The sequence below is a fragment of the Janthinobacterium sp. TND4EL3 genome (assembly GCF_900156175.1).
Classification (GTDB): Bacteria; Pseudomonadota; Gammaproteobacteria; order Burkholderiales; family Burkholderiaceae_D; genus Janthinobacterium.
This window is the reverse complement of the sequence record NZ_FTMV01000001.1, coordinates 502,400-526,461: the sequence shown is the minus strand read 5'-3', so window position 1 is coordinate 526,461 and position 24,062 is coordinate 502,400. Positions and strand designations below refer to the sequence as shown.

The 24,062-nt window shown below is 57.4% G+C and carries 36 protein-coding genes; 1 reads left to right on the top strand and 35 read right to left on the bottom strand.

The window, feature by feature from the left end:
- Positions 1-28: 28 nt before the first annotated feature.
- Entirely contained in the window at positions 29-1,387 is a 1,359-nt protein-coding gene (locus BXA07_RS02395) for an ATP-binding protein (RefSeq protein WP_076565205.1), read from the bottom strand.
- Positions 1,384-2,112 (bottom strand): response regulator, encoded by a 729-nt coding sequence (locus tag BXA07_RS02390; RefSeq protein WP_034753223.1) that lies wholly within the window; start codon positions 2,110-2,112, stop codon positions 1,384-1,386. The genes BXA07_RS02395 and BXA07_RS02390 overlap by 4 nt, the downstream gene beginning before the upstream one ends.
- A 187-nt stretch (positions 2,113-2,299) precedes the next feature.
- Here BXA07_RS02390 and BXA07_RS02385 point away from each other — a divergent pair, with 187 nt between their 5' ends.
- The gene (locus BXA07_RS02385; protein WP_244556149.1) at positions 2,300-2,833 is read left to right on the top strand and encodes a Spy/CpxP family protein refolding chaperone; all 534 of its coding nucleotides are present in this window, start codon (positions 2,300-2,302) and stop codon (positions 2,831-2,833) included.
- 70 nt (positions 2,834-2,903) lie between these two features.
- Here BXA07_RS02385 and dsbD read toward each other — a convergent pair whose 3' ends face one another.
- The 33 genes from dsbD to BXA07_RS02220 all read right to left on the bottom strand — a co-directional run bounded on the left by dsbD (position 2,904) and on the right by BXA07_RS02220 (position 23,968).
- Positions 2,904-4,853: a protein-disulfide reductase DsbD gene (gene dsbD / locus BXA07_RS02380; protein WP_083707997.1), complete on the bottom strand. Its 1,950-nt coding sequence runs from the start codon at positions 4,851-4,853 to the stop codon at positions 2,904-2,906.
- A gap of 158 nt (positions 4,854-5,011) precedes the next feature.
- Positions 5,012-5,404, bottom strand: a complete 393-nt coding sequence (gene rplQ / locus BXA07_RS02375; protein ID WP_034753219.1) for a 50S ribosomal protein L17 — start codon at positions 5,402-5,404, stop codon at positions 5,012-5,014.
- 138 nt (positions 5,405-5,542) lie between these two features.
- Entirely contained in the window at positions 5,543-6,520 is a 978-nt protein-coding gene (gene rpoA, locus BXA07_RS02370; RefSeq protein WP_008444343.1) for a DNA-directed RNA polymerase subunit alpha, read from the bottom strand.
- 102 nt (positions 6,521-6,622) lie between these two features.
- Positions 6,623-7,246: a 30S ribosomal protein S4 gene (rpsD, locus tag BXA07_RS02365; RefSeq protein WP_038496998.1), complete on the bottom strand. Its 624-nt coding sequence runs from the start codon at positions 7,244-7,246 to the stop codon at positions 6,623-6,625.
- A 258-nt stretch (positions 7,247-7,504) separates the two neighbouring features.
- Positions 7,505-7,909: a 30S ribosomal protein S11 gene (gene rpsK / locus BXA07_RS02360; RefSeq protein ID WP_010394475.1), complete on the bottom strand. Its 405-nt coding sequence runs from the start codon at positions 7,907-7,909 to the stop codon at positions 7,505-7,507.
- 17 nt (positions 7,910-7,926) lie between these two features.
- A complete protein-coding gene (rpsM, locus tag BXA07_RS02355; protein ID WP_046681666.1) occupies positions 7,927-8,292 on the bottom strand; it encodes a 30S ribosomal protein S13 in 366 nt (121 codons plus the stop codon).
- Between the two features lie 14 nt (positions 8,293-8,306).
- Positions 8,307-8,420, bottom strand: a complete 114-nt coding sequence (gene rpmJ, locus BXA07_RS02350) for a 50S ribosomal protein L36 (RefSeq protein WP_010394471.1) — start codon at positions 8,418-8,420, stop codon at positions 8,307-8,309.
- Between the two features lie 42 nt (positions 8,421-8,462).
- A complete protein-coding gene (infA, locus tag BXA07_RS02345; protein WP_005663428.1) occupies positions 8,463-8,681 on the bottom strand; it encodes a translation initiation factor IF-1 in 219 nt (72 codons plus the stop codon).
- A gap of 18 nt (positions 8,682-8,699) precedes the next feature.
- Positions 8,700-10,034 carry a preprotein translocase subunit SecY gene (gene secY / locus BXA07_RS02340; RefSeq protein ID WP_071325660.1) on the bottom strand — a complete coding sequence of 445 codons (1,335 nt, stop codon included), beginning with the start codon at positions 10,032-10,034 and terminating at the stop codon, positions 8,700-8,702.
- A gap of 32 nt (positions 10,035-10,066) precedes the next feature.
- Complete coding sequence (gene rplO, locus BXA07_RS02335; RefSeq protein ID WP_034753211.1) at positions 10,067-10,498, bottom strand: 50S ribosomal protein L15; 432 nt, start codon at positions 10,496-10,498, stop codon at positions 10,067-10,069.
- Between the two features lie 30 nt (positions 10,499-10,528).
- A complete protein-coding gene (rpmD, locus tag BXA07_RS02330) occupies positions 10,529-10,708 on the bottom strand; it encodes a 50S ribosomal protein L30 (RefSeq protein WP_010394435.1) in 180 nt (59 codons plus the stop codon).
- Between the two features lie 10 nt (positions 10,709-10,718).
- Positions 10,719-11,237: a 30S ribosomal protein S5 gene (gene rpsE / locus BXA07_RS02325; RefSeq protein ID WP_010394433.1), complete on the bottom strand. Its 519-nt coding sequence runs from the start codon at positions 11,235-11,237 to the stop codon at positions 10,719-10,721.
- Between the two features lie 9 nt (positions 11,238-11,246).
- Positions 11,247-11,609, bottom strand: a complete 363-nt coding sequence (gene rplR / locus BXA07_RS02320; protein WP_010394431.1) for a 50S ribosomal protein L18 — start codon at positions 11,607-11,609, stop codon at positions 11,247-11,249.
- 13 nt (positions 11,610-11,622) lie between these two features.
- Positions 11,623-12,156: a 50S ribosomal protein L6 gene (gene rplF, locus BXA07_RS02315; protein WP_076565202.1), complete on the bottom strand. Its 534-nt coding sequence runs from the start codon at positions 12,154-12,156 to the stop codon at positions 11,623-11,625.
- 10 nt (positions 12,157-12,166) lie between these two features.
- A complete protein-coding gene (gene rpsH, locus BXA07_RS02310; protein ID WP_071325662.1) occupies positions 12,167-12,562 on the bottom strand; it encodes a 30S ribosomal protein S8 in 396 nt (131 codons plus the stop codon).
- A gap of 14 nt (positions 12,563-12,576) precedes the next feature.
- On the bottom strand, positions 12,577-12,882 hold the full coding sequence (gene rpsN, locus BXA07_RS02305; RefSeq protein WP_010394423.1) for a 30S ribosomal protein S14: 306 nt from the start codon (positions 12,880-12,882) through the stop codon (positions 12,577-12,579).
- 2 nt (positions 12,883-12,884) lie between these two features.
- The gene (rplE, locus tag BXA07_RS02300) at positions 12,885-13,424 is read right to left on the bottom strand and encodes a 50S ribosomal protein L5 (RefSeq protein ID WP_010394421.1); all 540 of its coding nucleotides are present in this window, start codon (positions 13,422-13,424) and stop codon (positions 12,885-12,887) included.
- Positions 13,425-13,430: 6 nt separating this feature from the next.
- Entirely contained in the window at positions 13,431-13,745 is a 315-nt protein-coding gene (rplX, locus tag BXA07_RS02295) for a 50S ribosomal protein L24 (RefSeq protein WP_034753204.1), read from the bottom strand.
- A 9-nt stretch (positions 13,746-13,754) separates the two neighbouring features.
- Entirely contained in the window at positions 13,755-14,123 is a 369-nt protein-coding gene (gene rplN, locus BXA07_RS02290) for a 50S ribosomal protein L14 (RefSeq protein ID WP_008444317.1), read from the bottom strand.
- A 253-nt stretch (positions 14,124-14,376) separates the two neighbouring features.
- Positions 14,377-14,649, bottom strand: a complete 273-nt coding sequence (gene rpsQ / locus BXA07_RS02285; RefSeq protein ID WP_010394415.1) for a 30S ribosomal protein S17 — start codon at positions 14,647-14,649, stop codon at positions 14,377-14,379.
- Positions 14,646-14,837, bottom strand: coding sequence for a 50S ribosomal protein L29 (gene rpmC, locus BXA07_RS02280; RefSeq protein WP_010394412.1), 192 nt, complete (start codon positions 14,835-14,837; stop codon positions 14,646-14,648). Before rpmC ends, rpsQ begins: the two co-directional genes overlap by 4 nt.
- Positions 14,838-14,849: 12 nt before the next feature.
- A complete protein-coding gene (gene rplP / locus BXA07_RS02275; protein ID WP_038497037.1) occupies positions 14,850-15,269 on the bottom strand; it encodes a 50S ribosomal protein L16 in 420 nt (139 codons plus the stop codon).
- Positions 15,270-15,271: 2 nt separating this feature from the next.
- Complete coding sequence (rpsC, locus tag BXA07_RS02270; protein ID WP_034753199.1) at positions 15,272-16,096, bottom strand: 30S ribosomal protein S3; 825 nt, start codon at positions 16,094-16,096, stop codon at positions 15,272-15,274.
- A 9-nt stretch (positions 16,097-16,105) separates the two neighbouring features.
- Positions 16,106-16,438, bottom strand: coding sequence for a 50S ribosomal protein L22 (gene rplV / locus BXA07_RS02265; protein ID WP_170840583.1), 333 nt, complete (start codon positions 16,436-16,438; stop codon positions 16,106-16,108).
- On the bottom strand, positions 16,435-16,710 hold the full coding sequence (gene rpsS, locus BXA07_RS02260; RefSeq protein WP_008444295.1) for a 30S ribosomal protein S19: 276 nt from the start codon (positions 16,708-16,710) through the stop codon (positions 16,435-16,437). The genes rplV and rpsS overlap by 4 nt, the downstream gene beginning before the upstream one ends.
- Positions 16,711-16,720: 10 nt before the next feature.
- On the bottom strand, positions 16,721-17,548 hold the full coding sequence (rplB, locus tag BXA07_RS02255; RefSeq protein ID WP_034753198.1) for a 50S ribosomal protein L2: 828 nt from the start codon (positions 17,546-17,548) through the stop codon (positions 16,721-16,723).
- A complete protein-coding gene (gene rplW, locus BXA07_RS02250; protein ID WP_010394398.1) occupies positions 17,548-17,865 on the bottom strand; it encodes a 50S ribosomal protein L23 in 318 nt (105 codons plus the stop codon). Before rplW ends, rplB begins: the two co-directional genes overlap by 1 nt.
- Positions 17,862-18,482 (bottom strand): 50S ribosomal protein L4, encoded by a 621-nt coding sequence (rplD, locus tag BXA07_RS02245; RefSeq protein WP_034753197.1) that lies wholly within the window; start codon positions 18,480-18,482, stop codon positions 17,862-17,864. The genes rplW and rplD overlap by 4 nt, the downstream gene beginning before the upstream one ends.
- Before the next feature lie 3 nt (positions 18,483-18,485).
- Positions 18,486-19,142, bottom strand: a complete 657-nt coding sequence (rplC, locus tag BXA07_RS02240) for a 50S ribosomal protein L3 (RefSeq protein ID WP_076565200.1) — start codon at positions 19,140-19,142, stop codon at positions 18,486-18,488.
- A gap of 214 nt (positions 19,143-19,356) precedes the next feature.
- Positions 19,357-20,772 (bottom strand): cell envelope integrity protein CreD, encoded by a 1,416-nt coding sequence (gene creD, locus BXA07_RS02235; RefSeq protein WP_076565198.1) that lies wholly within the window; start codon positions 20,770-20,772, stop codon positions 19,357-19,359.
- A gap of 85 nt (positions 20,773-20,857) precedes the next feature.
- On the bottom strand, positions 20,858-22,279 hold the full coding sequence (creC, locus tag BXA07_RS02230; RefSeq protein ID WP_076565196.1) for a two-component system sensor histidine kinase CreC: 1,422 nt from the start codon (positions 22,277-22,279) through the stop codon (positions 20,858-20,860).
- Positions 22,276-23,007: a two-component system response regulator CreB gene (gene creB / locus BXA07_RS02225; protein ID WP_076565194.1), complete on the bottom strand. Its 732-nt coding sequence runs from the start codon at positions 23,005-23,007 to the stop codon at positions 22,276-22,278. The genes creC and creB overlap by 4 nt, the downstream gene beginning before the upstream one ends.
- A gap of 115 nt (positions 23,008-23,122) precedes the next feature.
- Positions 23,123-23,968, bottom strand: coding sequence for a DUF817 domain-containing protein (locus BXA07_RS02220; RefSeq protein ID WP_076565192.1), 846 nt, complete (start codon positions 23,966-23,968; stop codon positions 23,123-23,125).
- Between the last annotated feature and the right edge of the window lie 94 nt (positions 23,969-24,062).

The window sequence follows — 24,062 nt, the reverse complement described above, 5'->3', positions numbered from 1 at the left end:
AAAGCGCAATATTGTCGCACGGAAATGCTCATTTTCCCGCGTAATATTCGGGCACGATGAGGGTCACTTCCAGTCCGCCGTCCACATGATTGGACAGCAAGACCGTGGCGCCATGCTGCTCGGCGATGTTGCGGGCGATGGTCAGGCCCAGGCCCGTGCCGCCCGATTCGCGCGAGCGCGAGGTTTCTATCCGATAAAACGGTTCGAACACCTTGGCCAGTTGATCTGGCGCAATGCCTGGCCCGCCGTCGCGGATGCGGATGCGCGCCGCGCCCGCGATGCGCTCGACGGTCACATGCGCGTACTGGCCATATTTGACGGCATTGTCGATCAGATTCACCAGGCAGCGCCGCATGGCGATGGGCCGCGCCATCAAGGCCATGCCCGCATGGCCGCTGAGGGTCACTTTCTGGCCCGCATCGGCTGCGTCGGAACAGACGCTATCTAGCAGCGAGTCGAGGTCGAGCGCCTGCATCGCTTCCGTGCTGTCCATCGAACGGGCCAGGTCCAGCCCTTCCTTGACCATGCTTTGCATGGCCGACAGGTCACCCACGAGCCGATCATACAATTCCGTATCGGCCACTTTTTCCAGACGCAGACGCAGACGCGTGAGCGGCGTCTGCAAGTCATGCGTGATGGCGGCCAGCATTTGTGTCCGCTGGGAAATATGCTGGCGGATGCGCGCCTGCATGGCATTGAAAGCGGCGCTGGCCTGGCGGATTTCGCTGGCGCCCGACAGGGTCAGCGGCGGATGGTTGATGTCGTTACCCAGGTCTTTTGCCGCCTGCGCCAGCTGTTTCAGCGGGCGCATGGTCATGCGCGTGACGAGGTAGGCGAGGATGGCGATGCTGATCAAAAATGGCAGCAAGGTAACCCAGTCGCTATGCTCGCCGAATGGCGGCTGCTGGCGCGGTGGCAACACCATCAGGCGCAGCACGTGGCCGTCCTGCATGCGCACATCAAGGTTTTCGCACGTGCCGCCCCAGGGCTTGGGACCGAACAGGCCAGTCGACTTGCGCGGCTGCGTGCAGGCGGCCGGACGTTCGGCCAGCGCGCTGACCTTGAAGCCTTCGCCCAGCTTCGCCTGCAGGGCGGTGGAGAACTCCGTCGGCGTGCCCGGGACGTGCTCGGCGTCGGGACGCAGTTCCAGGCGCACGCTGCCCTTGTTGGCCACCTTCAGGTAGGCCGCGCGCGAGGCCAGCGGCACGATGTCGGCCGCCATCACCAGCTGCTCGGCCCGTTCTACGGCATGGTAGTCGCGATACTGCTCCAGCGCGCGCTGGCGTTCGCCCACGGCCAGCCACTGTGTCAGCGCGGCCGAAGCGACGATACCGATCAGCAAGAACATGAAGACGCGGCCCGTCATCGACCCCAGGAAGGCCTTCACGCGTGCGGCTCCACATTAACCTGGCCGGCCAGCACGTAGCCGCCGTTGCGCACGGTCTTGATGATCTGCGGCAAGCGGGCATCCTCGCCCAGCTTTTGCCGCAGGCGGCTGATCTGAATATCGATCGAGCGGTCGAACGGGTCGGCGTCGCGGCCCTGCGTCAGGTTCAGCAACTGGTCGCGGTTGAGCACGCGGTTCGGATGTTCGAGGAATACGCGCAACAAGCGGAACTCAGCACCCGACAGCATGATCACCAGGCCGCTGGGATTGAGCAGGTGGCGCGCCGTCAGATCCAGCGTCCAGCCGGAAAAGCGGATTTGCTGCGCCTTGTCCGATGGTACGTTCGACGGCATGGCGTGGCTGCGGCGCAAGACGCTGCGTATGCGCGCCAGCAATTCACGCGGTTCGAACGGCTTCGGCAAATAATCGTCGGCGCCCATTTCCAGGCCCAGGATGCGGTCCAGCGGCTCATTGCGCGCCGTCAACATGATCACCGGCACCGTCGATTGCGCACGCAGCTTGCGGCACAGGGTCAGGCCGTCGTCGCCCGGCAGGTTCAGGTCGAGCACGATCAGGTCGGGCCGCGTTTCATCGAGGATTTTCCACATGGCCGTGCCGTCCGCCGCGCCCAGGGTGCGGTAGGCGTTCGTTTCCAGGTAATCCGCCAGCAGGCTGCGGATATCGCGGTCGTCGTCGACGATGAGGATTGTAGAAGTGGGTTCCATGGTACGAATTATCCCCACTTCGCCAAGCCTTGCACAGCGCATTTGTATCGTCTTGTATATAGAGGACCCGAAGAAACATATAGATACAAACTGTCTGGCAGCGGACACTTCGGGGAAACATGGAGAGTCCAACATGGATTCATGTGCAGCAGCATGTACATTTCTCATCACTTATAAAGGAATCCAGATGAACGCCTCAATGAAAACCTTACGCAAGACGATGGTCATCGCCATGAGCGTGCTCGGCATGGGTGCGGCATCGCTGACCGTCCACGCCCAGGAAGCGGCCGCCAGCGCGCCTGCCGCCGGCACGAGGATGCAACATGAAGGCCACCGCGGTGGCAATCCCGGCGAACGCATGGCCAAGTACCAGGCCCGCCTGCATGACAAGCTGAAGCTGACGGCCGCGCAGGAGCCTGCCTGGGCTACTTTCACGGCCGCCAACGCGCCGAAAAAGCCGATGGGCGACTGGAAAGCCAAGCGCGAAGCAATGGCCAAGCTGTCCGCGCCTGAACGCATGGAGCAATGGATCGCCATGTCGAAGGAACGCATCGCCAGCCAGGAAAGCCGCCTGGCTTCCCTGAAGACGTTCTATGCCGTGCTGACGCCGGAACAAAAGAAAGTCTTTGACGACAGCGTGCCTGGCGGCAAACATGGTGGCATGCGTGGCCGCCATCACGGCGAACACCATGGCATGCAGGAGCATCCCAAAGCCGGCTGAGTGTTAGCTGTGCAGAAATAGAAAAAGCCCGCGATGCGGGCTTTTTCTGATTGCAAACACAAGTAAATACTTACTGCCCGTCAAGTTTGCGCAAGGAGGTCAGGAAAGTCGATGCATTCTGGAAGCCGATCACGCGCGACTGGGCAATTTCCTGTCCCTGCGGGTTGAACATGATGATGCCCGGCGGACCGAACAATTGAAACCGTTTCAGCATGGCCTTGTCGTCCGCATCATTGGCCGTCACGTCCACCTGCAGCAGCACGGCTTGTCCCATCTTCTCGCGCACGGCGGGATCGACGAAGGTCAATTTTTCCATTTCGATACAGGACACGCACCAGTCGGCATAAAAGTCCAGCAAGGCTGGCTTGCCATTGAGCTGAGTCAATGCCGCATCAAGCTGCGCCACGGTTTTTACGCGCGTAAACGCTTGCGCGTGGACCTGGCCGCCGCCGAGGTGCGCCAGCGGCGCGAGCGGGTCGCGGCCACCGCTGGCCACGCCAACCAGTTGCACCACGCCCAGCACGGCAAACACGAGACCGAAGGCCTTGCCGACCCAGGCGTTCTGCGTGCCGCTCTTGCCCACCAGCAAATACATGCCATAGCCGACGAGCAGGACCGTCCAGCCCAGCATCTGCACGGCACCCGGCAGGACAGGCGAGACCAGCCACCAGGCCACGCCCAGCTGCAGCACGCCGAAGAAGCGCTTGACGGCATCCATCCACGCGCCGGCGCGCGGCAGCAAGGTGCCAGCCGAGACGCCCACCAGCAGCAGCGGCACGCTCATGCCCACTGCCATGGCGAACAGCGCGCTGCCGCCGATGACGACGTCGCGCGTCTGGCTGATGTACAGCAAGGCGCCTGCCAGGGGCGCAGCCACGCAGGGCCCCACGATCAGGGCGGAAATGGCGCCCATGACGAACACGCCCGCCAGGCGGCCGGACGATTGCTGGTTCGATACGGATGTCAGTTTTCCTTGCAGGAAGGCAGGCACTTGCAGCTCATAAAAACCGAACATCGACAAGGCCAGGCCCGCCATCAGCAAGGCAAAAAAGCCCAGCACCCACGGATTTTGCAGTTGGGCAGCCAGGCCTTCACCCGCAAGCCCGGCCGCCACGCCCAGCGCCGTATAGACGATGGCCATGCCCAGCGCGTACGTGAGCGACAGCAGCAAGCCGCGCGAGCGGCTGACCTTGGCGCCATCGCCGATGATGATCGACGACAAAATCGGCACCATCGGCAGCACGCACGGCGTAAATGCCAGCCCCAGGCCCAGCAGCATGAACAGGGGCACGATGACAAGCAGCTTGCCGCCCTTCAACGCCGCTTCGATCTTGCCCATCTCGTCTTGCGCCGGCGCGGGGCTCGCCGCCGCGGGCGCCGCCGCGACCGGCTCGGGCGTGCTGGTGATATCGGCCTGGGGGATGCTCAGCACGGACACGCCGGGCGAGGCCTGCGCCTGCGGACCGTTGACGGCCGCCGTGTCGACTGCCGGCGCTGCCGGCAAGGCGAACTTCGATGGCAAGCCACCGGGCGCCATGCTCTGGCCGCCGCCACTGCCCACCAGCTGCGCGGTGGCATCCTGCGGCGCGTAGCACAGGCCCTTGTCGGAGCAACCCTGTCCCGTCGCCTTCAGGGTGAACGCACCGGCCGCTTCGACGGGAATGGTGATGGTCAGGGTCTTGCGGAAGGTTTCCACATTCTTCTGGAAGGTGTCGTCGAACTTGACCTTGCCGGGTGGATACACCGGCGTGCCCAGCCTGGCGCCCACGGCCTCGAACTTGAAGCGCTCGTGGTACATATAGTAGCCATCGGCAATCACATAGGTGACGGCGATGGTGGACGGGTCCTGCATGCGGGCGGAAAATTTAAAAGCCAGCTCGGGATCGAGGAATTCATCGTCGGCGCGGGCGTGACTGGCGCCAAAGACGGCCATGGCCAGCAGCAAACAGGCGGCAAACCAGATCAGCAGTTGATGTAGTGGAGCGGCGCGCGCGGTGGCGCTGGAGGGGAATCGGGACATGAACTACCTTTTCGACCATTCGACAGAGGACGCGCGGAGCAGGCAGCGCATGTGCCGGGCCGGCGCGAAAGAAGAATAGTACACCGCAGCAAGGATAGCTGCAGCAGAAAACAAAAAAGCCAGGCTAGGCCTGGCTTTCTCAGATGCAATTACTGGGATTACTCGCCAGCAACTTCAACTGCTTCGGTCGTATCTGGACGATCCATCAGTTCAACGAACGCCATAGGAGCGTTATCGCCGACGCGGAAACCCATTTTCAGGATACGCACATAACCACCGTTACGGTTGGCGAAACGTGGGCCCAGTTCAGCGAACAGCTTGACGACCATTTCACGGTCGCGCAGGCGGTTGAAGGCCAGACGCTTGTTTGCCAGGGAGTCGGTTTTGCCCAGGGTCAGAATTGGCTCGACAACGCGGCGCAGTTCTTTTGCTTTTGGCAGGGTGGTTTTGATCGCTTCGTGACGCAGCAGCGATACTGTCATGTTGCGCAGCATTGCCAGACGGTGGGACGAGGTACGATTCAGTTTACGGAGGCCGTGACCGTGACGCATGATAAATCCTTTCGGTGAGTGTTTAAATCCAGTTCTTCGATCGGCTGGGCGGGAAACCCCGACTGGCCGCGGACCGGTTTGGTACTACAAAATAAAAGCCTGGGACACCTGTCCCAGGCAGTTTGCTACAACTACGAATTACTTTTCCAGGCCGGCAGGCGGCCAGTTTTCCAGCTTCATGCCCAAGGTCAAGCCGCGCGATGCCAGCACTTCCTTGATTTCATTCAGGGACTTGCGGCCCAGGTTTGGCGTTTTCAGCAGCTCGTTTTCCGAACGTTGGATCAGGTCGCCGATGTAGTAGATGTTTTCCGCTTTCAGGCAGTTCGCCGAACGCACGGTCAACTCCAGGTCGTCGACTGGACGCAACAGGATAGGATCGACCAGCGGAGCGCGCGATGGCGCTTCGGCGGCGGCTTCCGTGCCTTCCAGGGCAGCGAACACATTCAACTGGTCCACCAGGACGCGGGCCGACTGGCGGATCGCTTCTTCCGGCGAGATCACGCCGTTGGTTTCGATGTTGATGATCAGCTTGTCCAGGTCGGTACGCTGTTCAACGCGAGCCGATTCAACGAAGTACGATACACGGCGCACTGGCGAAAACGACGCATCCAGGATGATGCGGCCGATGGTCTTGTTCGTGTCTTCCGACAGGCGACGCACGTTACCAGGAACGTAGCCGCGGCCTTTTTCAACCTTGATCTGCATGTCCAGCTTGCCACCGGCGGTCAGGTGGGCGATCACGTGGTCAGGGTTGATCAGTTCGACGTCATGCGGCAGGTCGATGTCGGAGGCCAGGATGGCGCCTTCGCCTTCTTTTTTCAGGGTCAGGGTTACCGAATCGCGGTTGTGGACTTTGAAAACCACACCCTTCAAGTTCAGCAACAGATCGACGACGTCTTCTTGCACGCCATCGAGGGAAGAATATTCGTGGACGACGCCAGCGATCGTCACTTCGGTCGGCGCGTAGCCCACCATCGACGACAGCAGAACGCGGCGCAACGCGTTACCCAATGTGTGGCCATAGCCGCGCTCGAACGGTTCCATCACGACCTTGGCGTGACCTGCACCGAGAGCTTCAACATCGATAATACGTGGCTTCAACAAACTGTTTTGCATGAAATGTCCTTTTCAATACCCTCGGCTCATTACACCGATAAGGCTGATGGCATTAGTAAAACGCCCACTCGATCGAGTGGGCGGAGGTGGTGCTAACTGCTATTAACGCGAGTACAGTTCGACGATCAGCGATTCGTTGACGTCGTTAGCGATTTCGTTACGCTCTGGCAGGGACTTGAAAGTACCTTCCATTTTCTTGGCATCAACCGAAACCCAGCTAGGCATGCCAACTTGTTCGGCCAGCGACAGTGCTTCAACGATACGCACTTGCTTTTTCGATTTTTCACGAACAGCGATGATGTCGCCAACTTTGACCGAGTACGAAGCGATGTTCACAACGATACCGTTCACGGTGAACGCTTTGTGGCTGACCAATTGACGCGCTTCAGCGCGGGTCGAGCCAAAGCCCATGCGGTAGCAAACGTTGTCCAGACGCGTTTCCAGCAACTTCAACAGCGTTTCGCCGGTGTTGCCTTTACGACGGTCTGCTTCAGCGAAGTAGCGGCGGAATTGACGTTCCAGCACGCCGTACATGCGCTTGACTTTTTGCTTTTCGCGCAGTTGGTTACCGTAGTCCGAGGTGCGGGCGCCGGATTTGACACCGTGCTGGCCTGGCTTGACGTCCAGTTTGCACTTGCTGTCCAGCGAGCGACGGGCGCTCTTCAGGAACAGGTCTGTACCTTCACGGCGGGAAAGTTTTGCTTTAGGTCCGATATAACGTGCCACGATACTTCCTTTTTTTAAATGATAACGCCCCAGCCACATGCATGATCAAACACACTGATGCGGTTAGGCGCTAGTCTGATTTGGTTTCAATCAGACGGTGGCTGAAAACGAAAAACCCGTCAAACAGGATTTGACAGGCAAGAACAGCCGGGCAGTATAACCGTTTCCGGCTCCCTGCTCCAGCGTTTTCACACAACTGTACTGAGTTACAACAGACAGCAAAGCAGCTGGCGCCGAAGCGCCCTCTGCAACACTATCTTAGATACGACGACGTTTCGGTGGACGGCAACCGTTGTGCGGTACCGGCGTCACGTCCTGGATCTCGGTGATCTTGATGCCCAGGTTGTTCAGCGCGCGAACGGCGGATTCACGACCAGGACCTGGGCCCTTGATACGTACTTCCAGGTTCTTGACGCCACACTCAACTGCCACTTTACCAGCGGCTTCCGCGGCGACCTGCGCTGCGAATGGGGTCGATTTACGCGAACCCTTGAAGCCTGCACCGCCGGAGGTAGCCCACGACAAGGCATTGCCTTGACGATCGGTGATGGTAATGATGGTGTTATTGAACGATGCGTGGACATGTGCGATGCCTTCAGCGACGTTCTTTTTAACTTTTTTACGCACGCGTGCTGATGCGGCGTTATTTTGCGACTTAGCCATAATTATTCCCTAGCGGATTATTTTTTCAGCGATTGAGCGGCTTTACGCGGTCCCTTGCGGGTACGTGCGTTCGTACGCGTACGCTGGCCACGGCAAGGCAGACCCTTACGATGACGCATGCCGCGGTAGCAACCCAGATCCATCAAACGCTTGATGTTCATGGACAGTTCACGACGCAGATCGCCTTCGACGATGAATTTACCTACTTCATCGCGCAGTTTTTCCAGTTCGCTGTCATCCAGATCTTTGATCTTTTTGTTGGTTGCTACACCGGTCGATGCACAGATTTTCTCTGCGCGTGGACGGCCCACACCGTAGATGGCTGTCAGGCCGATAACGGTATGCTGATGATTTGGGATATTAACCCCTGCAATACGTGCCATTTGTTATTCCTCGATTAACCTTGACGCTGCTTGTGACGTGGTTCCACGCAGATAACGCGGACTACGCCTTTGCGCTTGATGATCTTGCAGTTGCGGCAGATCCGCTTGACTGATGCGAGAACTTTCATTTTTGGGCTCTTTCTTTCGCTTCTTTGGTTTGATTCAGTGTGTTACTTGGTACGGAACACAATGCGGGCTCGGCTCAGGTCGTACGGCGTCAACTCCACCGTCACCTTGTCTCCAGGGAGAATGCGAATATAATTCATCCGCATTTTACCTGAAATATGCCCGAGCACCACGTGTCCGTTCTCCAGCTTCACTCGAAATGTTGCATTTGGGAGATTCTCAAGAATCTCGCCCTGCATCTGTATGACGTCGTCTTTTGCCATTCGGTATGTTTACCGCGCTTAACGCGTCGGAATTCCGCCCTTGAAATTTGCTTTGCGCAGCAGCGAATCATATTGCTGCGACATCACGTAGTTCTGTACTTGCGCCATGAAATCCATGGTGACAACTACAATAATCAATAAAGAAGTACCGCCGAAATAGAATGGTACCTTCCACTGGGCTTGCATAAATTCCGGCAATAAACACACCAGGGTGATGTAGACTGCGCCGGCAAGTGTCAAGCGTGTCAGGATCTTGTCGATGTAACGGGCTGTCTGCTCGCCTGGACGGATCCCGGGAATGAACGCACCGCTTTTCTTCAAGTTATCCGCTGTTTCCTTGCTGTTAAAGACCAGCGCTGTATAGAAGAAACAGAAAAACACGATCGCCACTGCGTACAACAGCGCATGGATAGGCTCACCAGGCCCCATCGATGCTGCCAAATCTTTCAAGAACCGCACCGCAGGGTTAGCGTTGTCGGCGCCCTTTGAAAACCAGTCCACGATAGTGGCCGGAAACAAGATGATCGAAGAAGCAAAGATCGGCGGGATCACGCCGGCCATGTTCAGCTTCAACGGCAAATGGCTGGTTTGACCGCCATAAATCTTGTTGCCTACCTGGCGCTTCGCGTAGTTGACCAATATTTTGCGCTGACCACGTTCGACGAATACAACGAAGTACGTTACCAGTGCTACCAGGATCACGATGAAAATCGCGCTGAAGCTGCTGATCGAACCATTCGACACCTGAGTGAACAAGCCACCCAACGCCGACGGCAGACCGGCTGCAATCCCGGCAAAAATGATGATCGAGATGCCATTCCCCAAGCCACGCTCGGTAATTTGCTCACCCAACCACATCAAAAACATTGTTCCGGTCAACAAAGTGACGACCGTCACGAAGCGGAATGCAAGACCAGGTTCCAACACCAGACCAGCTTGCGACTCCAGTGCGACTGCAATGCCCAACGCTTGGAACAGTGCCAGCGCAACCGTGAAATACCGGGTGTACTGGGTGATCTTGCGACGACCTGCTTCGCCTTCTTTTTTCAACGCTTCCATCTGCGGTGACACGATCGACAGCAATTGCATGATGATCGAGGCCGAGATATAAGGCATGATACCCAGCGCAAACACTGTAAAACGAGACAAGGCACCGCCCGAGAACATGTTGAACATGCCCAGGACGCCGCCTTCGTGCTCCTTGAACAGCGAGGCTAATTGTGTCGGGTCAATCCCGGGAACCGGGACGTGAGCACCGATACGATAAACCACCAATGCGCCAAGCAAAAACCAGAGCCGTCCCCAAGGGAAACCGGCCGCTGCACTTTTAGCAAGTTGTGGATTAGTCGCCAATTTTCGCTCCGATCAAGCTGTTAGCGGTCAACTCAGGCTACCGAGCCGCCGGCTGCTTCGATGGCGGCTTTCGCGCCAGCGGACACTTTCAAGCCCTTCAAATTCACCGCTTTGGTGATTTCGCCGGACAAGATCACGCGCACGTCACGGGCCAACACGCCCAGAACGCCAGCTTGCTTCAAGACCAGAATGTCGACATCGCCAACAGCCAGGTTGTTCAGATCGGACAGGCGCACTTCAGCTTTGAAGGTTGCGTGCATCGATTTGAAACCGCGCTTAGGCAGACGGCGTTGCAGAGGCATCTGACCGCCTTCGAAACCGACTTTATGAAAGCCGCCCGAACGCGATTTCTGACCTTTGTGACCACGACCCGAGGTTTTACCCAGGCCGGAGCCGATACCGCGACCGACGCGACGCTTGTAGTGCTTAGCGCCTTCGGCTGGTGCAATAGTATTCAATTCCATGATTTGCTCCGTTCGTGTAAGCCCGAAGGCTTACCCGACAACTTTAACGAGATACGATACTTTATTGATCATGCCGCGTACGGATGGGGTGTCTTGCAATTCGGAAACCGAATTTACACGACGCAGACCCAGACCGCGCACGGTAGCGCGATGCGATTCGCGCGTACCGATCAAGCCCTTGACCAATTGCACTTTGACTGTGTTTGTCATTTTGTCCACCTTAAGCCAGAATGTCTTCGACCGACTTGCCGCGCTTGGCAGCGATATCGGAAGCAGTGCTCATTTTCGACAGGCCGTCCAGCGTAGCGCGTACCAGGTTGTATGGGTTGTTCGAACCGGTGGATTTCGCCACCACGTCCGTCACGCCCATCACTTCGAAGATAGCGCGCATTGCGCCACCAGCGATAACGCCAGTACCAGGCTTAGCTGGGTTCATCAGGACCTTGGAGGCGCCGTGACGACCAACAACCGTGTGATGCAAGGTGCCGTTTTTGAGCGGTACTTTGATCAGGTTGCGACGGGCTTCTTCCATTGCCTTCTGCACGCCAACTGGCACTTCTTTCGATTTGCCCTTGCCCATGCCGACGCGGCCATCGCCATCACCAACTACGGTCAGCGCGGCGAAACCCATGATACGACCACCCTTGACCACTTTGGTCACGCGGTTGATCGCGATCATTTTTTCGCGCATGCCATCATCCGGCTTGTCGCTTTGCATTTTTGCTTGCATTTTTGCCATGATTGATCCTTAGAACTTCAGACCGGCTTCGCGTGCGGCTTCTGCCAACGCTTTCACACGGCCGTGGTAACGGAAACCGGAGCGGTCGAACGCAACTTCGGTGATTCCTGCTTTCAACGCTTTTTCAGCGACGCGCTTGCCGATCAAGGCTGCAGCAGCGGCATTGCCGCCTTTGCCGGATTGGCCTGCCAGTTCAGCGCGAACTTCCGCTTCAGCCGTCGAGGCCGAAACCAGGACTTTAGCGTCCGGGCTGATCAGGTTGGCGTAAATGTGCAGGTTGGTGCGGTGCACCGACAAGCGATTTACTTTCAATTCCGCAATCTTGATGCGGGTTTGGCGTCCGCGGCGAAGCCGTGATTCTTTCTTATCCATCGTCAGCCCCTAATTACTTCTTCTTGGTTTCTTTAAGCTTAACCACTTCGTCCGCATAGCGAACGCCCTTGCCCTTATAAGGCTCAGGAGCGCGGTAAGCACGAACTTCAGCGGCTACCTGGCCAACCTGTTGACGGTCGATACCTTTAATCAGGATCTCGGTCGGGGTTGGTGTTGCGCAGGTAACGCCGGCTGGCATGTCATGCACTACAGGGTGCGAGAAACCCAGGGACAGATTCAGCTTGTCGCCTTGGGCTTGCGCCTTGTAACCCACGCCTACCAGGTTCAGCTTTTTCTCGAAACCCTTGGTGACGCCAACAACCATGTTGTTGACCAGTGCGCGCAGCGTGCCGGACATGGCATTGGCTTCGCGGCTGTCGTTCGCCACGTCGAAAGTCAGGGTTCCTGCATTGTTTTCTACTTTGACCAGGCCGGTGAGGACTTGGGAAAGTACGCCCAGCGGGCCTTTTACGGTGATCGCTTGTGCGGAGATGGCGACTTCGGCGCCAGCTGGCACTACGATAGGCATTTTAGCTACTCGAGACATGTGTAACTCCTTAAGCCACGTAGCAAATAACTTCGCCGCCGACACCGGTAGCGCGTGCTTTGCGGTCAGTCATGACGCCTTGCGGAGTCGACACGATCGCCACACCCAAGCCATTCATCACAACAGGGATCTCGTCTTTACCCTTGTAGACGCGCAGACCCGGACGGGACACGCGCTCCAAGCGCTCAATAACGGGACGGCCAACATAATACTTCAAACCGATCTTCAGTTCCGCCTTGCCACCAGCTTCGGCAACAGCGAAATCTTCAATGTAACCCTCGTCCTTCAGGACGTTGGCAATCGCAATTTTGACTTTCGACGATGGCATGGCCACGGTCGTTTTTTGCACGCCTTGTGCGTTGCGAATGCGGGTCAGCATATCGGCGATAGGATCGCTCATACTCATTGCATATTCTCCTATTACCAGCTTGCTTTTGTCATACCCGGAATTTCACCACGCATGGCGAATTCACGGAGCTTGATACGACCCAGACCGAATTTACGGAATGTGCCGCGCGGACGACCGGTGATGGCGCAACGGTTACGTTGACGCGTCGGGTTCGAGTTACGTGGCAGCGCCTGCAGTTTCAGGCGAGCTTCGTAGCGCTCTTCTTCCGATTTCGATTGGTCATCGACGATGGCCTTGAGAGCTTCGCGCTTAGGGGCGAATTTCGCCACCAGGTCAGCACGCTTGATCTCACGATTAATCAGTGACAGTTTGGCCATGATCAGTTCCTGAAAGGGAATTTAAAGGCGGCGAGCAAAGCTTTGGCTTCGTCATCGGTCTTAGCGGTTGTCGTGATGCTGATATTCATACCGCGCAACGCGTCAATCTTGTCGTATTCGATTTCAGGGAAAATGATCTGTTCCTTGACACCGATGTTGTAGTTACCACGACCATCAAATGCACGGCCGTTCACACCACGGAAATCGCGTACGCGCGGCAGAGCCACGGTAATGAAGCGATCCAGGAACTCGTACATGCGAGCGCCGCGCAGGGTGACCATCGTACCGATCGGATAACCTTCACGGATTTTGAAGCCTGCGATCGCTTTGCGGGACTTGGTGGTCACTGGCTTCTGGCCGGCGATCTTGGTCAAGTCAGCAACTGCGTGCTCGAGAACTTTTTTATCCGCGATAGCCTCACCAACACCCATGTTCAGGGTGATCTTGGTCAGGCGTGGAACTTCCATTACCGACTTGTAACCAAACTTGCTGGTCAGGTCGGCAACGACTTTTTCTTTATAGAATTCTTGGAGACGTGCCATGATTTCTTAAGCCTTCACTACTTCGCCGGAGGATTTAAAGATGCGAACTTTCTTGCCGTCCACTTCTTTGAAACCCACGCGATCTGCCTTGCCAGTCGCCGCATTAAACAATGCAACGTTGGACACGTGAATTGGCATGGTCTTATCGACGATACCACCAGTTACGCCAGTCATCGGGTTTGGCTTAGTCGCTTTTTTAGCGATGTTAATGCCGTCAACCACGATATGTTCAGCATCGATACGCTGCTGTACCACACCACGTTTGCCCTTGTCTTTCCCGGTCAGAACGATGACTTCGTCGTTTTTACGAATCTTATCCATTACGACTCCTTACAGGACTTCCGGTGCCAGGGACACGATTTTCATGAACTTCTCAGTGCGCAGTTCGCGCGTGACAGGTCCAAAAATACGGGTACCGATCGGTTCCAGCTTGGCGTTCAACAGAACGGCGGCATTGCCGTCGAACTTCACCAGGGAACCGTCTTGGCGGCGAACACCTTTAGCGGTGCGCACAACCACGGCGTTATAAATTTCACCTTTTTTGACACGGCCACGTGGCGCAGCAACCTTAACGGTTACCTTGATCACATCGCCAATGCCAGCATAACGGCGCTTGGAGCCGCCCAATACCTTGATGCACATTACTTCTTTGGCACCGGTATTGTCAGCCACTTCGAGCCGGCTTTCAGTTTGAATCATAGTATTCTCTTTCCCAACTTAAGCCGAAGAATCCACACAATGTAGACCCACGGTCAGTCTTGGTCCCGCCAGAGCCGCCCTGCTGGGCTTCACTGTTTGGGTGCATGACCTTCATACATCAACTGACCGCGAATGCTACTGTCTGTGGCCAGACACTTTGCGGCGTTACATGAACGAAGCCCGCAAGTATTACATACAATTTGCGGGCCTGCAAGTACTAATTAAAAGCCACCGCCGAAACGGTGGTTTTTATTTAAACGGTTGGTGCGGCTTGAACCACACGTGTCACCGTCCATGCCTTCGTTTTGGAGATCGGGCGACCTTCCTGGATCTCGACCGTGTCACCGGCCTTGACTTGGTTGGTCTCGTCATGCGCGTGATACTTGTTCGAACGCATGATGATCTTGCCATACAAAGGATGTTTTACGTGGCGCTCGATCAGAACGGTAACGGTCTTGTCCATCTTGTCCGAAACCACTTTACCGATCAGCGTGCGCTTGAGCGACTGTTTCACTGGTTCGTTCATTTGGCTTCCTTCAGATTCATTACCGTCTTCACACGCGCGATATCGCGGCGTACCTTCTTGAGCTGCGAAGTGTTGCTCAGCTGTTGCGTAGCGATTTGCATACGCAGGCCGAACTGTGCCTTCAACAGGTCATTCAGCTCTTTTTGCAGAGCCGGCTGGTCCTTGCCGCGGAGTTCAGATGCTTTCATATACAACTCCAATTATTGGCCGACTTGACGTACGACAAACGTCGTAGCCAGTGGCAGTTTAGCGGCGGCAAGACGGAAAGCTTCCCGTGCCAGCGCTTCATCAACGCCATCCATTTCGTACAGTACTTTGCCTGGCTGAATTTCAGCGACGTAGTACTCTGGATTACCTTTACCGTTACCCATACGGACTTCAGCCGGTTTGTTCGAAATCGGTTTGTCCGGGAAAATACGGATCCAGATACGGCCACCGCGCTTGATGTGACGCGTCATTGCACGACGCGCCGCTTCAATTTGACGCGCAGTGATACGACCGCGCGCAACTGCCTTCAGACCGAATTCGCCAAACGACACGGCGGTGCCGCGGCTGTGCGAAATACCGGTGTTACGGCCTTTCTGCTCTTTACGATACTTTCTGCGTGCTGGTTGCAGCATGATTATTCTCCTGCTTTCTCAGCTGGTGCTGCTGCGGCGGCCGGTTTAGCGGCGGTACGCACACGTGCACCTGGTGCTGTGGATGGTTTCGCACCGGCACCGGCTGGACGTGGACGGCCAGCTGGCTTGCCATCGTCACGGCGTGGGCCGCGGCTTTTCTTCTCGTCAGCTGGGGTATCGATGACTGGTGCATCGCCGTTAGGCGCGCGGTCACCTTTGTATACCCACACCTTGACACCGATGATGCCGTAGGTGGTCGACGCTTCGCTGGTACCGTAGTCGATATCGGCGCGCAGGGTATGCAGAGGCACGCGGCCTTCGCGGTACCACTCTTTACGCGCGATTTCGATACCGTTCAGACGGCCGGACGACATGATCTTGATACCGAGAGCACCCAGGCGCATTGCATTTTGCATTGCACGCTTCATGGCGCGGCGGAACATGATCCGTTTTTCCAGCTGCTGAGCGATCGAATCGGCGATCAGTTGCGAGTCGATTTCTGGCTTGCGAATTTCTTCGATGTTCACGTGAACAGGTACGCCCATGATCTTGGTCAAAGCGGACTTCAGTACTTCGATGTCTTCGCCTTTTTTACCAATGACCACGCCTGGGCGCGAGCTGTAGATCGTGAAGCGCGCGTTCTTGGCTGGGCGCTCGATAACGATGCGGCCAACGGAAGCGTTCTTCAGTTTCTTTTTCAGGTAAGCACGTGCTTTCAAGTCTTCGTTCAGCATGGCAGCGAAATTACCGTTGCCTGCATACCAGCGCGAAGCCCAGTTACGGGTGACCGCCAGACGGAAACCGGTTGGATGAATTTTCTGACCCATCGTGGCTCCTTAGTTACCGACAGTCACGTAAACGTGACAGGATTGTTTCGAAATACGGTCGCCACGGCCTTTTGCACGCGCGGTGAAGCGCTTCAAGACCGGACCTTTTTCGACGTAGATCGTTTTCACGAACAATTCGTCGATGTCGGCGCCATCATTGTGCTCGGCATTCGCAATAGCGGATTCCAGAACGCGCTTGATGATCGCAGCACCTTTTTTCGGGCTGAATTGCAAGATGTTGAGTGCAGCGTCAACTTTCTTGCCACGGATCAGGTCAGCAACCAGGCGGCCCTTTTGGTCCGACAGGCGCACACCTTTGAGGATAGCTTTAGTTTCCATTATTTCTTAGCCTTTTTGTCAGCTGCATGGCCCTTGAACGTACGGGTCAGTGCGAATTCGCCGAGCTTGTGACCAACCATGTTTTCGGAAACATAAACCGGCACGTGCAGCTTGCCGTTATGTACCGCGATCGTCAGGCCGATGAAGTCAGGCATGATTGTCGAACGACGCGACCAGGTTTTGATTGGCTTTTTGTCTTTGGCAGCTTGCGCAGCTTCAACTTTTTTCACCAGGTGGGCGTCACAGAACGGCCCTTTTTTCAATGAACGTGTCATGTGCTACCCCTTATTTCTTGCCGCGGCGCGAGACGATCATGGAAGTAGTACGCTTGTTGCTGCGTGTCTTCTTACCTTTAGTCTGTTGGCCCCAAGGCGAAACTGGATGACGACCAGCTGCTGTTTTACCTTCACCACCACCGTGCGGGTGATCGACCGGGTTCATGACCACACCGCGAACGGTAGGACGAACACCGCGCCAGCGCATCGCACCAGCTTTACCGATTTTACGCAGGCTGTGCTCGGCATTGCCGACTTCACCAACCGTTGCACGGCACTCGATGTGCACGCGACGTACTTCACCCGAGCGCAGACGCACTTGAGCGTAGGTACCTTCACGTGCCATCAGCACAACGCCAGCGCCGGCGGTACGTGCCATTTGAGCACCTTTACCTGGCAGCATTTCGACGCAATGCATCACGGTACCGACTGGGATGTTACGGATTGGCAAGCAGTTACCCGATTTGATCGGTGCTTCCGAACCGTTCATCACGCTGTCGCCAACGGCCATGCCCTTGGTTGCGATGATGTAGTGACGCTCGCCGTCGGCGTAGCACAGCAGAGCGATATTCGCGGTGCGGTTTGGATCGTATTCGATACGTTCCACTTTCGCTGGAATACCATCTTTGGTGCGCTTGAAGTCGATCAGGCGATAGTGTTGCTTATGACCACCACCGATATGACGGGTGGTGATATGACCGTTGTTGTTACGACCAGCGGTCTTGGATTTCTTTTCAACCAGGGCAGCGAATGGACGACCTTTGTACAGGTCGGCATTCACCACCTTTACCATGCCGCGACGGCCTGGCGAGGTTGGTTTCATCTTAACGAGTGCCATTATGCAGCCTCCTCGGAGAAGTTGATTTCCTGGCCAGGCTTCAGGCACACGAAAGCACGCTTGGTATGGTTACGACGACCGTTGAACTTGCCGGTGCGCTTTTGCTTACCTTCGCGGTTTGCAGTTTGCACGGACAGAACTTCAACCTTGAACAGCAGTTCGACCGCTGCCTTGATTTCAGGCTTGGTTGCATCCGGCAGTACGCGGAATACAATTTGCTCGTTCTTTTCCGCGACCATGGTGGCCTTTTCGGAAATCACGGGCGCCAACAGCACCTTCATCAAGCGTTCTTCGCTATGTTTCAAAATCGCGCTCATGCCAGCATCTCCTCAATCTTGGCCAATGCAGCTTTGGTGACCAGGATCTTCTTGTAGAACACCAGGGACATCGGGTCTGCGTGACGTGGCTCAACGACGAGTACGTTAGGCAGGTTGCGCGATGCCAGTTCCAGGTTTTCGTTCAGAACGTCGGTGATGATCAGAACCGAATCAAAGCCCAGGCCGTTCAATTTTTGCGACAGCAGCTTGGTTTTTGGCGCGTCGATCGTCAGATCGTCGATGACGATCAGGCGCTCTTCGCGAGCCAGCTGCGACAGGATCGAGCAGATACCTGCGCGATACATTTTTTTGTTCACTTTGTGGGTGAAGTTTTCGTCAGGCGAGTTCGGGAAAATCCGACCACCGCCGCGCCACAGTGGCGACGACGACATACCAGCACGAGCGCGGCCGGTACCTTTTTGGCGCCATGGCTTTTTCGTCGTGTGGTGAACTTCTTCACGGTCTTTTTGCTTGCGGTTACCACTACGTGCATTCGCTTGATAAGCGATGACGACTTGGTGGATCAGCGCTTCGTTGTAGTCACGGCCGAAAATCGTATCGGCTGCAGCAACGTTCGAGGCGGCTTGACCTTGCGCATTCAGAAGCTTGAGTTCCATCGTTTAAGCTCCCTTCTTGGCTTTGGTTTTGATGGCTGGCGAGACAACTACCTGGCCATTTTTCGCACCTGGAATCGCGCCTTTGACCAGCAACAGCTGACGGTCGGCATCGATACGGGCGATCACGAGGTTCTGGATCGTACGGTTAACGTCACCCAGATGACCGGTCATGCGCTTACCAGGGAAAACGCGACCTGGATCTTGTGCCATACCGATGGAACCTGGAACGTTATGCGAACGCGAGTTACCGTGCGTTTGACGGCCGGAAGCGAAGTGGTAACGTTTGATAACGCCTGCATAGCCTTTACCGATGGTAACGCCTTGCACGTCGATCTTTTGACCGACTTCGAACAGGGAAGCAGCGACAACATCGCCAGCTTTCAGTTCGGCGGCTTTAGCAGCGTCAACGCGGAACTCTTTCAACAGAGTACCGGCTTCAACACCAGCTTTAGCATGATGACCAGCAACAGCTTTGGTCACGCGGGAAGCGCGACGTTGACCGAATGCGACCTGAACAGCGGAATAGCCATCTGTTTCAGGGGTTTTGATTTGCGCAACACGGTTGTTCGATACGTCCAGCACGGTGACAGGAATCGAATCCCCTTCGTCCGTGAAAATGCGCATCATACCAACCTTGCGACCGAGAAGGCCTAGGCTCATTTTTTCTCCATTCCCACCTGCGATTGGGCGGGGCTTGTTTAACTACAAAGTAACGTAGGACTCAAAAAGACGAATCCATACCGAAGCCGGCTAGTATATAGCACAAAAACCCTTGACGCAACAAGTTAACACGAGGTATGTCAAAGTGTTGCGCAGCACCACAGCGACAGTTGCTGGCGGTGCTGCAAAGGTCGACTAATTTAGCATGAATCGCCTATTCATGCGGCTCTGCAGCGGGCACCACTACGCCCTTGCCCACTTGATACCAGTCAACTTTGCGCGTGGCAACCATGATGGCCGCCAGCACGAGGAACAACAGGATGCTGCCCATCACCAACGCATTGCTTTCCGAGCTTAGCAGTCCATACAGGGCGCCATACAGCATGGTCAGCGCCACGCCGAAGCCAATGCCACGCCACACGTTGCGCAGTACGTGCGCCAGGTAAAAGCTGGTCAGCACAATACAGGCAACGCTGGCGGCCAGGTAGGCGAACAGAAAAGCGATATGCTCGGCCAATCCCACCAGCAGCAGAAAGAAGATCACCAGCGACAGCCCTACCAGCAAATACTGCACCGGGTGGATCGGCAGGTTCTTCAAAATTTCAAAGATGAAGAAAGCGGCAAAGGTCAACGCCACGAACAACAAGCCATATTTGGTGGCCCGATCCGATTGCGAATACACATTCACCGGCTCGATGAAACCCACGCTGAAACGGTCCACCTGGCCCAGCGGCGCGCTGTCGGGCACCTTGAACTCACCCTCGATCGTGCTCAACTGCGTTTGCGCATTGGTGGCCAGCGACGAGATACTCCACTCGACCTGAAAGCCCTCTGCGTTGATTTGGCGGTGTTTCGGTGACGGCAGGAAGCGCCCGCCAAATTGTGGATGGGGCCAGTTCGACTTGATGCTGACCTGGCTGTTTTTTGCCACTGGCACGAAATGCTGGCGTTCGATGCCATCAAGGCCCAGATCAAAACTGAAGCGCACCTGCTGCTGCGCCGCCAGCGGCATCGCGCCCAGAGGCGCATGCAGGCCGCTGCGGAAGGCGAACAGGTCCGTTCCCTGGTCGAATTCAATCTTCTGCCCGCCCCAGTCGATTTTCGGGATATTGCGGATACCGCGCACGTCCTCGATCGACAGCGCGACAAAAGGCTCGCCCAGAGTGACGCGCGAATCCGGCGACTTGCGCGGCAGTTGGCTGCTGGCCGGCACCGTGAAGTCCCCCTTGAACGCGTGCTGGCCACTGTACACCAGCACCTGGTGGATGCCGCGGTAGCGGCGGTCTGTCTCGATGCTGCCATTGATCTGCAGTTCGTTTGGATACACGAGCAGGCGGCGCTGCACCGTGCGGCGCAGCAACTCCGTGCGTACTGGTAATTTCACCTCCTGCGTCTTGTCGTCGTTCTTGGCGATTTCCACGCGCTCGTCGTACTGCTCGGTGTAGGGAATCACCAGGATGGGGCCGATGATGGTTTGTTCGCGCACGGAATCGGCGGCAATGCTGTTGACGGCTTCCTGACGGAATTCCATCCGCTCCTTGATCGTTTCCTGGATCATCAGCAACGGCAGGCCGATCAGCAACATCAGGCCGAAGACGATCAACGCCTTGACGAATAAAGTTTTTTGCATGGCGCATCCTTGAAGTAAGGCGGCCAGTGTAAAAAAACCATGTGCGCTGACGATGCGCTCCGTGTGAAGTCAGCAAATAATTGTGTCAGGCCAGCGGCAGGCGCAGGCGGGCACAGGCGCCGCCATCCGGGTGGTTGACGACCTCGACCGTGCCGCCATGCAGGGAGGCCACCTCGCGCACGAAGGGCAGGCCCAGGCCTGTGCTCTTGCCAGCCGCGGGACGGGGCAACGAATAGAAACGTTCGAAGACGCGCTCCTGCGCATACGCGGGAATGCCTTCGCCACGGTCGCGCACGCGGATCTCCACCTGCGCACCATGCCGTAGCGCCTGCAGGTCAATGCAGCTGCCCGTTGGCGCGAAGCCGGCAGCGTTATCGAGCAGGTTGCCCAGCGCCTGGCGCAGCAGCAAGGCGTCGCCGGCCACGTACACCTCCTCCACCCGCATCTGCAGATGCAGGCCGCGCGCGGCCAAAGCAGCGGCCGCATCCTGCGCTGCTTGCGCCAGCAGGGGCGCCAGCGCGATGCGCTCGGGCGCGTCCAGGCGCTGCTGCTTTTCCACGCGCACGAGGGCCAGCAGTTTGTCGATCAGCTGCCGCTGGCGCGCGTTCTGCTCGAGAATGCTGGCGAGGAATTGCCGTCGCTCGGCCGGCGCCATGTCTTCCTGCAGCAGCTCGGCCGAGGCCTGGATGGCGGCGATCGGGCTTTTCAATTCATGCGCCAGCGTATGCATCAGCTGCTCCACGTACTCCTTGCCTTCCAGGCGCGTGCGCATCGCTTCCAGCGCACGCCCCAAGGTGCCAAATTCGTTCCGGCCCAAGGCTGGCAGCACCGCCTTGTGCCCCGCCTCCACGTCGCCGATATAGTGCATCAGCTTGCCCAGCGCATGGTGCAGCCACCAGGCGAAGGCCAGACCGATCAGCAGGGACAACAGCAACAACACGGCGCCACGCTGCAGGATCTTGCGCTGGCTGCGCTCGACAAAGGCCTGCACACTGGCGTTCGGCTTGGCCACCGTCAGCACGCCAATGACCTCATTGCCGTCGCGAATAGGCGCGGCCACGTGCATCACCGTCGACATCTCGTCTGCAGGGCGGCTGCGCGTGCTGCGCGCACCATACTTTCCCTGCAAGGTGAGGTAGACATCGTTCCAGCGCGAATAATCACGGCCCACGTCGCGGCCGCTGGAATCGAACAGCACCACACCGCGCCGGTCCGTGATATAGATGCGGTAGTCGAGAGTGCGTTTGCGCACGCCATTGATGTTGACGTCCACGCCATGGCGCGCGTAATCCTGCATGCGCTCGGCCACGGGCGACTGTGCCAGCGTGCCCGCCTTCACGTCAGGCGCCACCAGGCTGGCCAGCAGCTGCGAAGTATCGACCAGCGTATCTTCCAGGGTCGAGCGCACGCCCGGCTTGACCTGCTCCATGAAAACATTCAGCAGAAACCAAGCGGCCAGGCCGACGATCAGGAAGTAGCCAAGCAGGATGCGCAGGCCGATTTTCATGCGCGGGCCAGGCTGTAGCCGAGGCCACGGTGGGTCTGGATGGGGTCGAGCCGCGCATCGATGGCGCGCAACTTGGCACGCAACGATTTGACGTGCGCATCGACCGTGCGCTCGAGCGTATCGGGCGCCCCGCTCCACACGCGCTGCATCAGCTGCGCGCGCGACAGCACATGACCCGGATGCTCGATCAAGGTCTTCAGCAACAGGTACTCATAGCGGGTCAAGTCCAGCGCATGGCCTTGAAACAGTACTTTCGCTTCCAGCGCACGCAGTTCGAAGCGCACCGGCGCAGTCGCGGCGGCAGGCGGAGCTATGGCCATGACAGCCTCGCGCGAAATCGACATACTGCCGGCACGGCGCAGGATGACACGGATGCGCGCGACCAGTTCGCGCGGCGAAAACGGCTTGGTGACGTAATCGTCCGCACCAATTTCCAGACCGACGATGCGGTCAATCTCGTCACTGCGGGCAGTCAGGAAGATCACCGGCACATCGGAAAACTGGCGCAGGCGGCGGCACACTTCCAGTCCGCTCATGTCGGGCAAGCCCACGTCGAGCACCACGAGCGCGGGCATTTCGGCGGCCTCGCGGAGAGGTGCGCGCAGTGCGGCCAGCGTCTGCTCACCGAGCATCAGGTGGCGCGGCGTGAAGCCGTCCGTGCGCAGAGCATAGGCGATGCTGTCGGCAATCGCCTGTTCATCTTCCACGATCAGGATAGTCTTGGACATGGCGGCGGCACCCGTTGATGGAGAGACCCGGAGTATCCCTGAAGCGGGCAAGCGGCGTCAATCGCGCGCGCAAAGGGGCTCCGGCAAAGGCGATCCAAGGGCGGTGCCGCGCCGGCTATGGCTGGGCGACGTGGATGCTGGCCTTGATGTGTTTGAGGCGGGCCACGATAGTGAACGTCATTACCACCAGCAGCGACCACGAGCTCCATTTGCTGACATGCACCACCGACCAGGCGCCAAGCTGGTTCGGATAGCGCCACACGCCCCAGAAAGTACTGATATTTTCAGCCAGCCAGATAAAGAAGCCGACCAGCACGAAACCGAGCAGCAATGGCATGCTCCGGTCGCGGTCGAGCGGACGGAATACCACGGTGGTACGCGCGTACAAACCCAGCGCGCAGGCGGCCAGATACCAGCGAAAATCGCCGATATAGTGATGAGTGAAGAAGTTGGCGTAAATTAGCAGCGCGATCAGCACCGCCATCCAGTATGGCGGATGGTGGCGAATCCGCATATCGAGCAGGCGCCAGGTCTGGATGATGTAGCTGCCGACGGCCGCGTACATGAAGCCCGAAAACAGGGGGACACCGAACACCTTGCTGTAGGCGAAGTCGGGATAGCTCCACGACTGGATCGCCCCCGATACCTTGAACACCTCCAGTGCAAAACCGACCACATGAAACAAGCAGATGGCTTTCAACTCATCCCACGATTCCAGTCCGCGCCAGACCATCGTCCCCTGGATCGCCAGCGCCGCCAGCAGCAGCACGTCATAGCGCGGCAGGCCGAACAGGCCCGCGCGCGGCACCAGGAACACGGCAGCAAAAAACAGCCCCACGAACAGGCAGGACCTCGCCTCCTTGATGCCGAAATACAGGAATTCGGTCAGGAAGCGCGGCCAGCCGCGCAAGCGCTGACCTGGAGTCGCATTTAACAGGTGGGTATCGAGGGCATTAAGCATGCGACAACTTTATCGTCCAGCCTCAGCACTGTAAAGCGATATCCCCCTATGCATCGATGGCAGGGCAAAAAAAAACCAGGCACGAGGCCTGGTT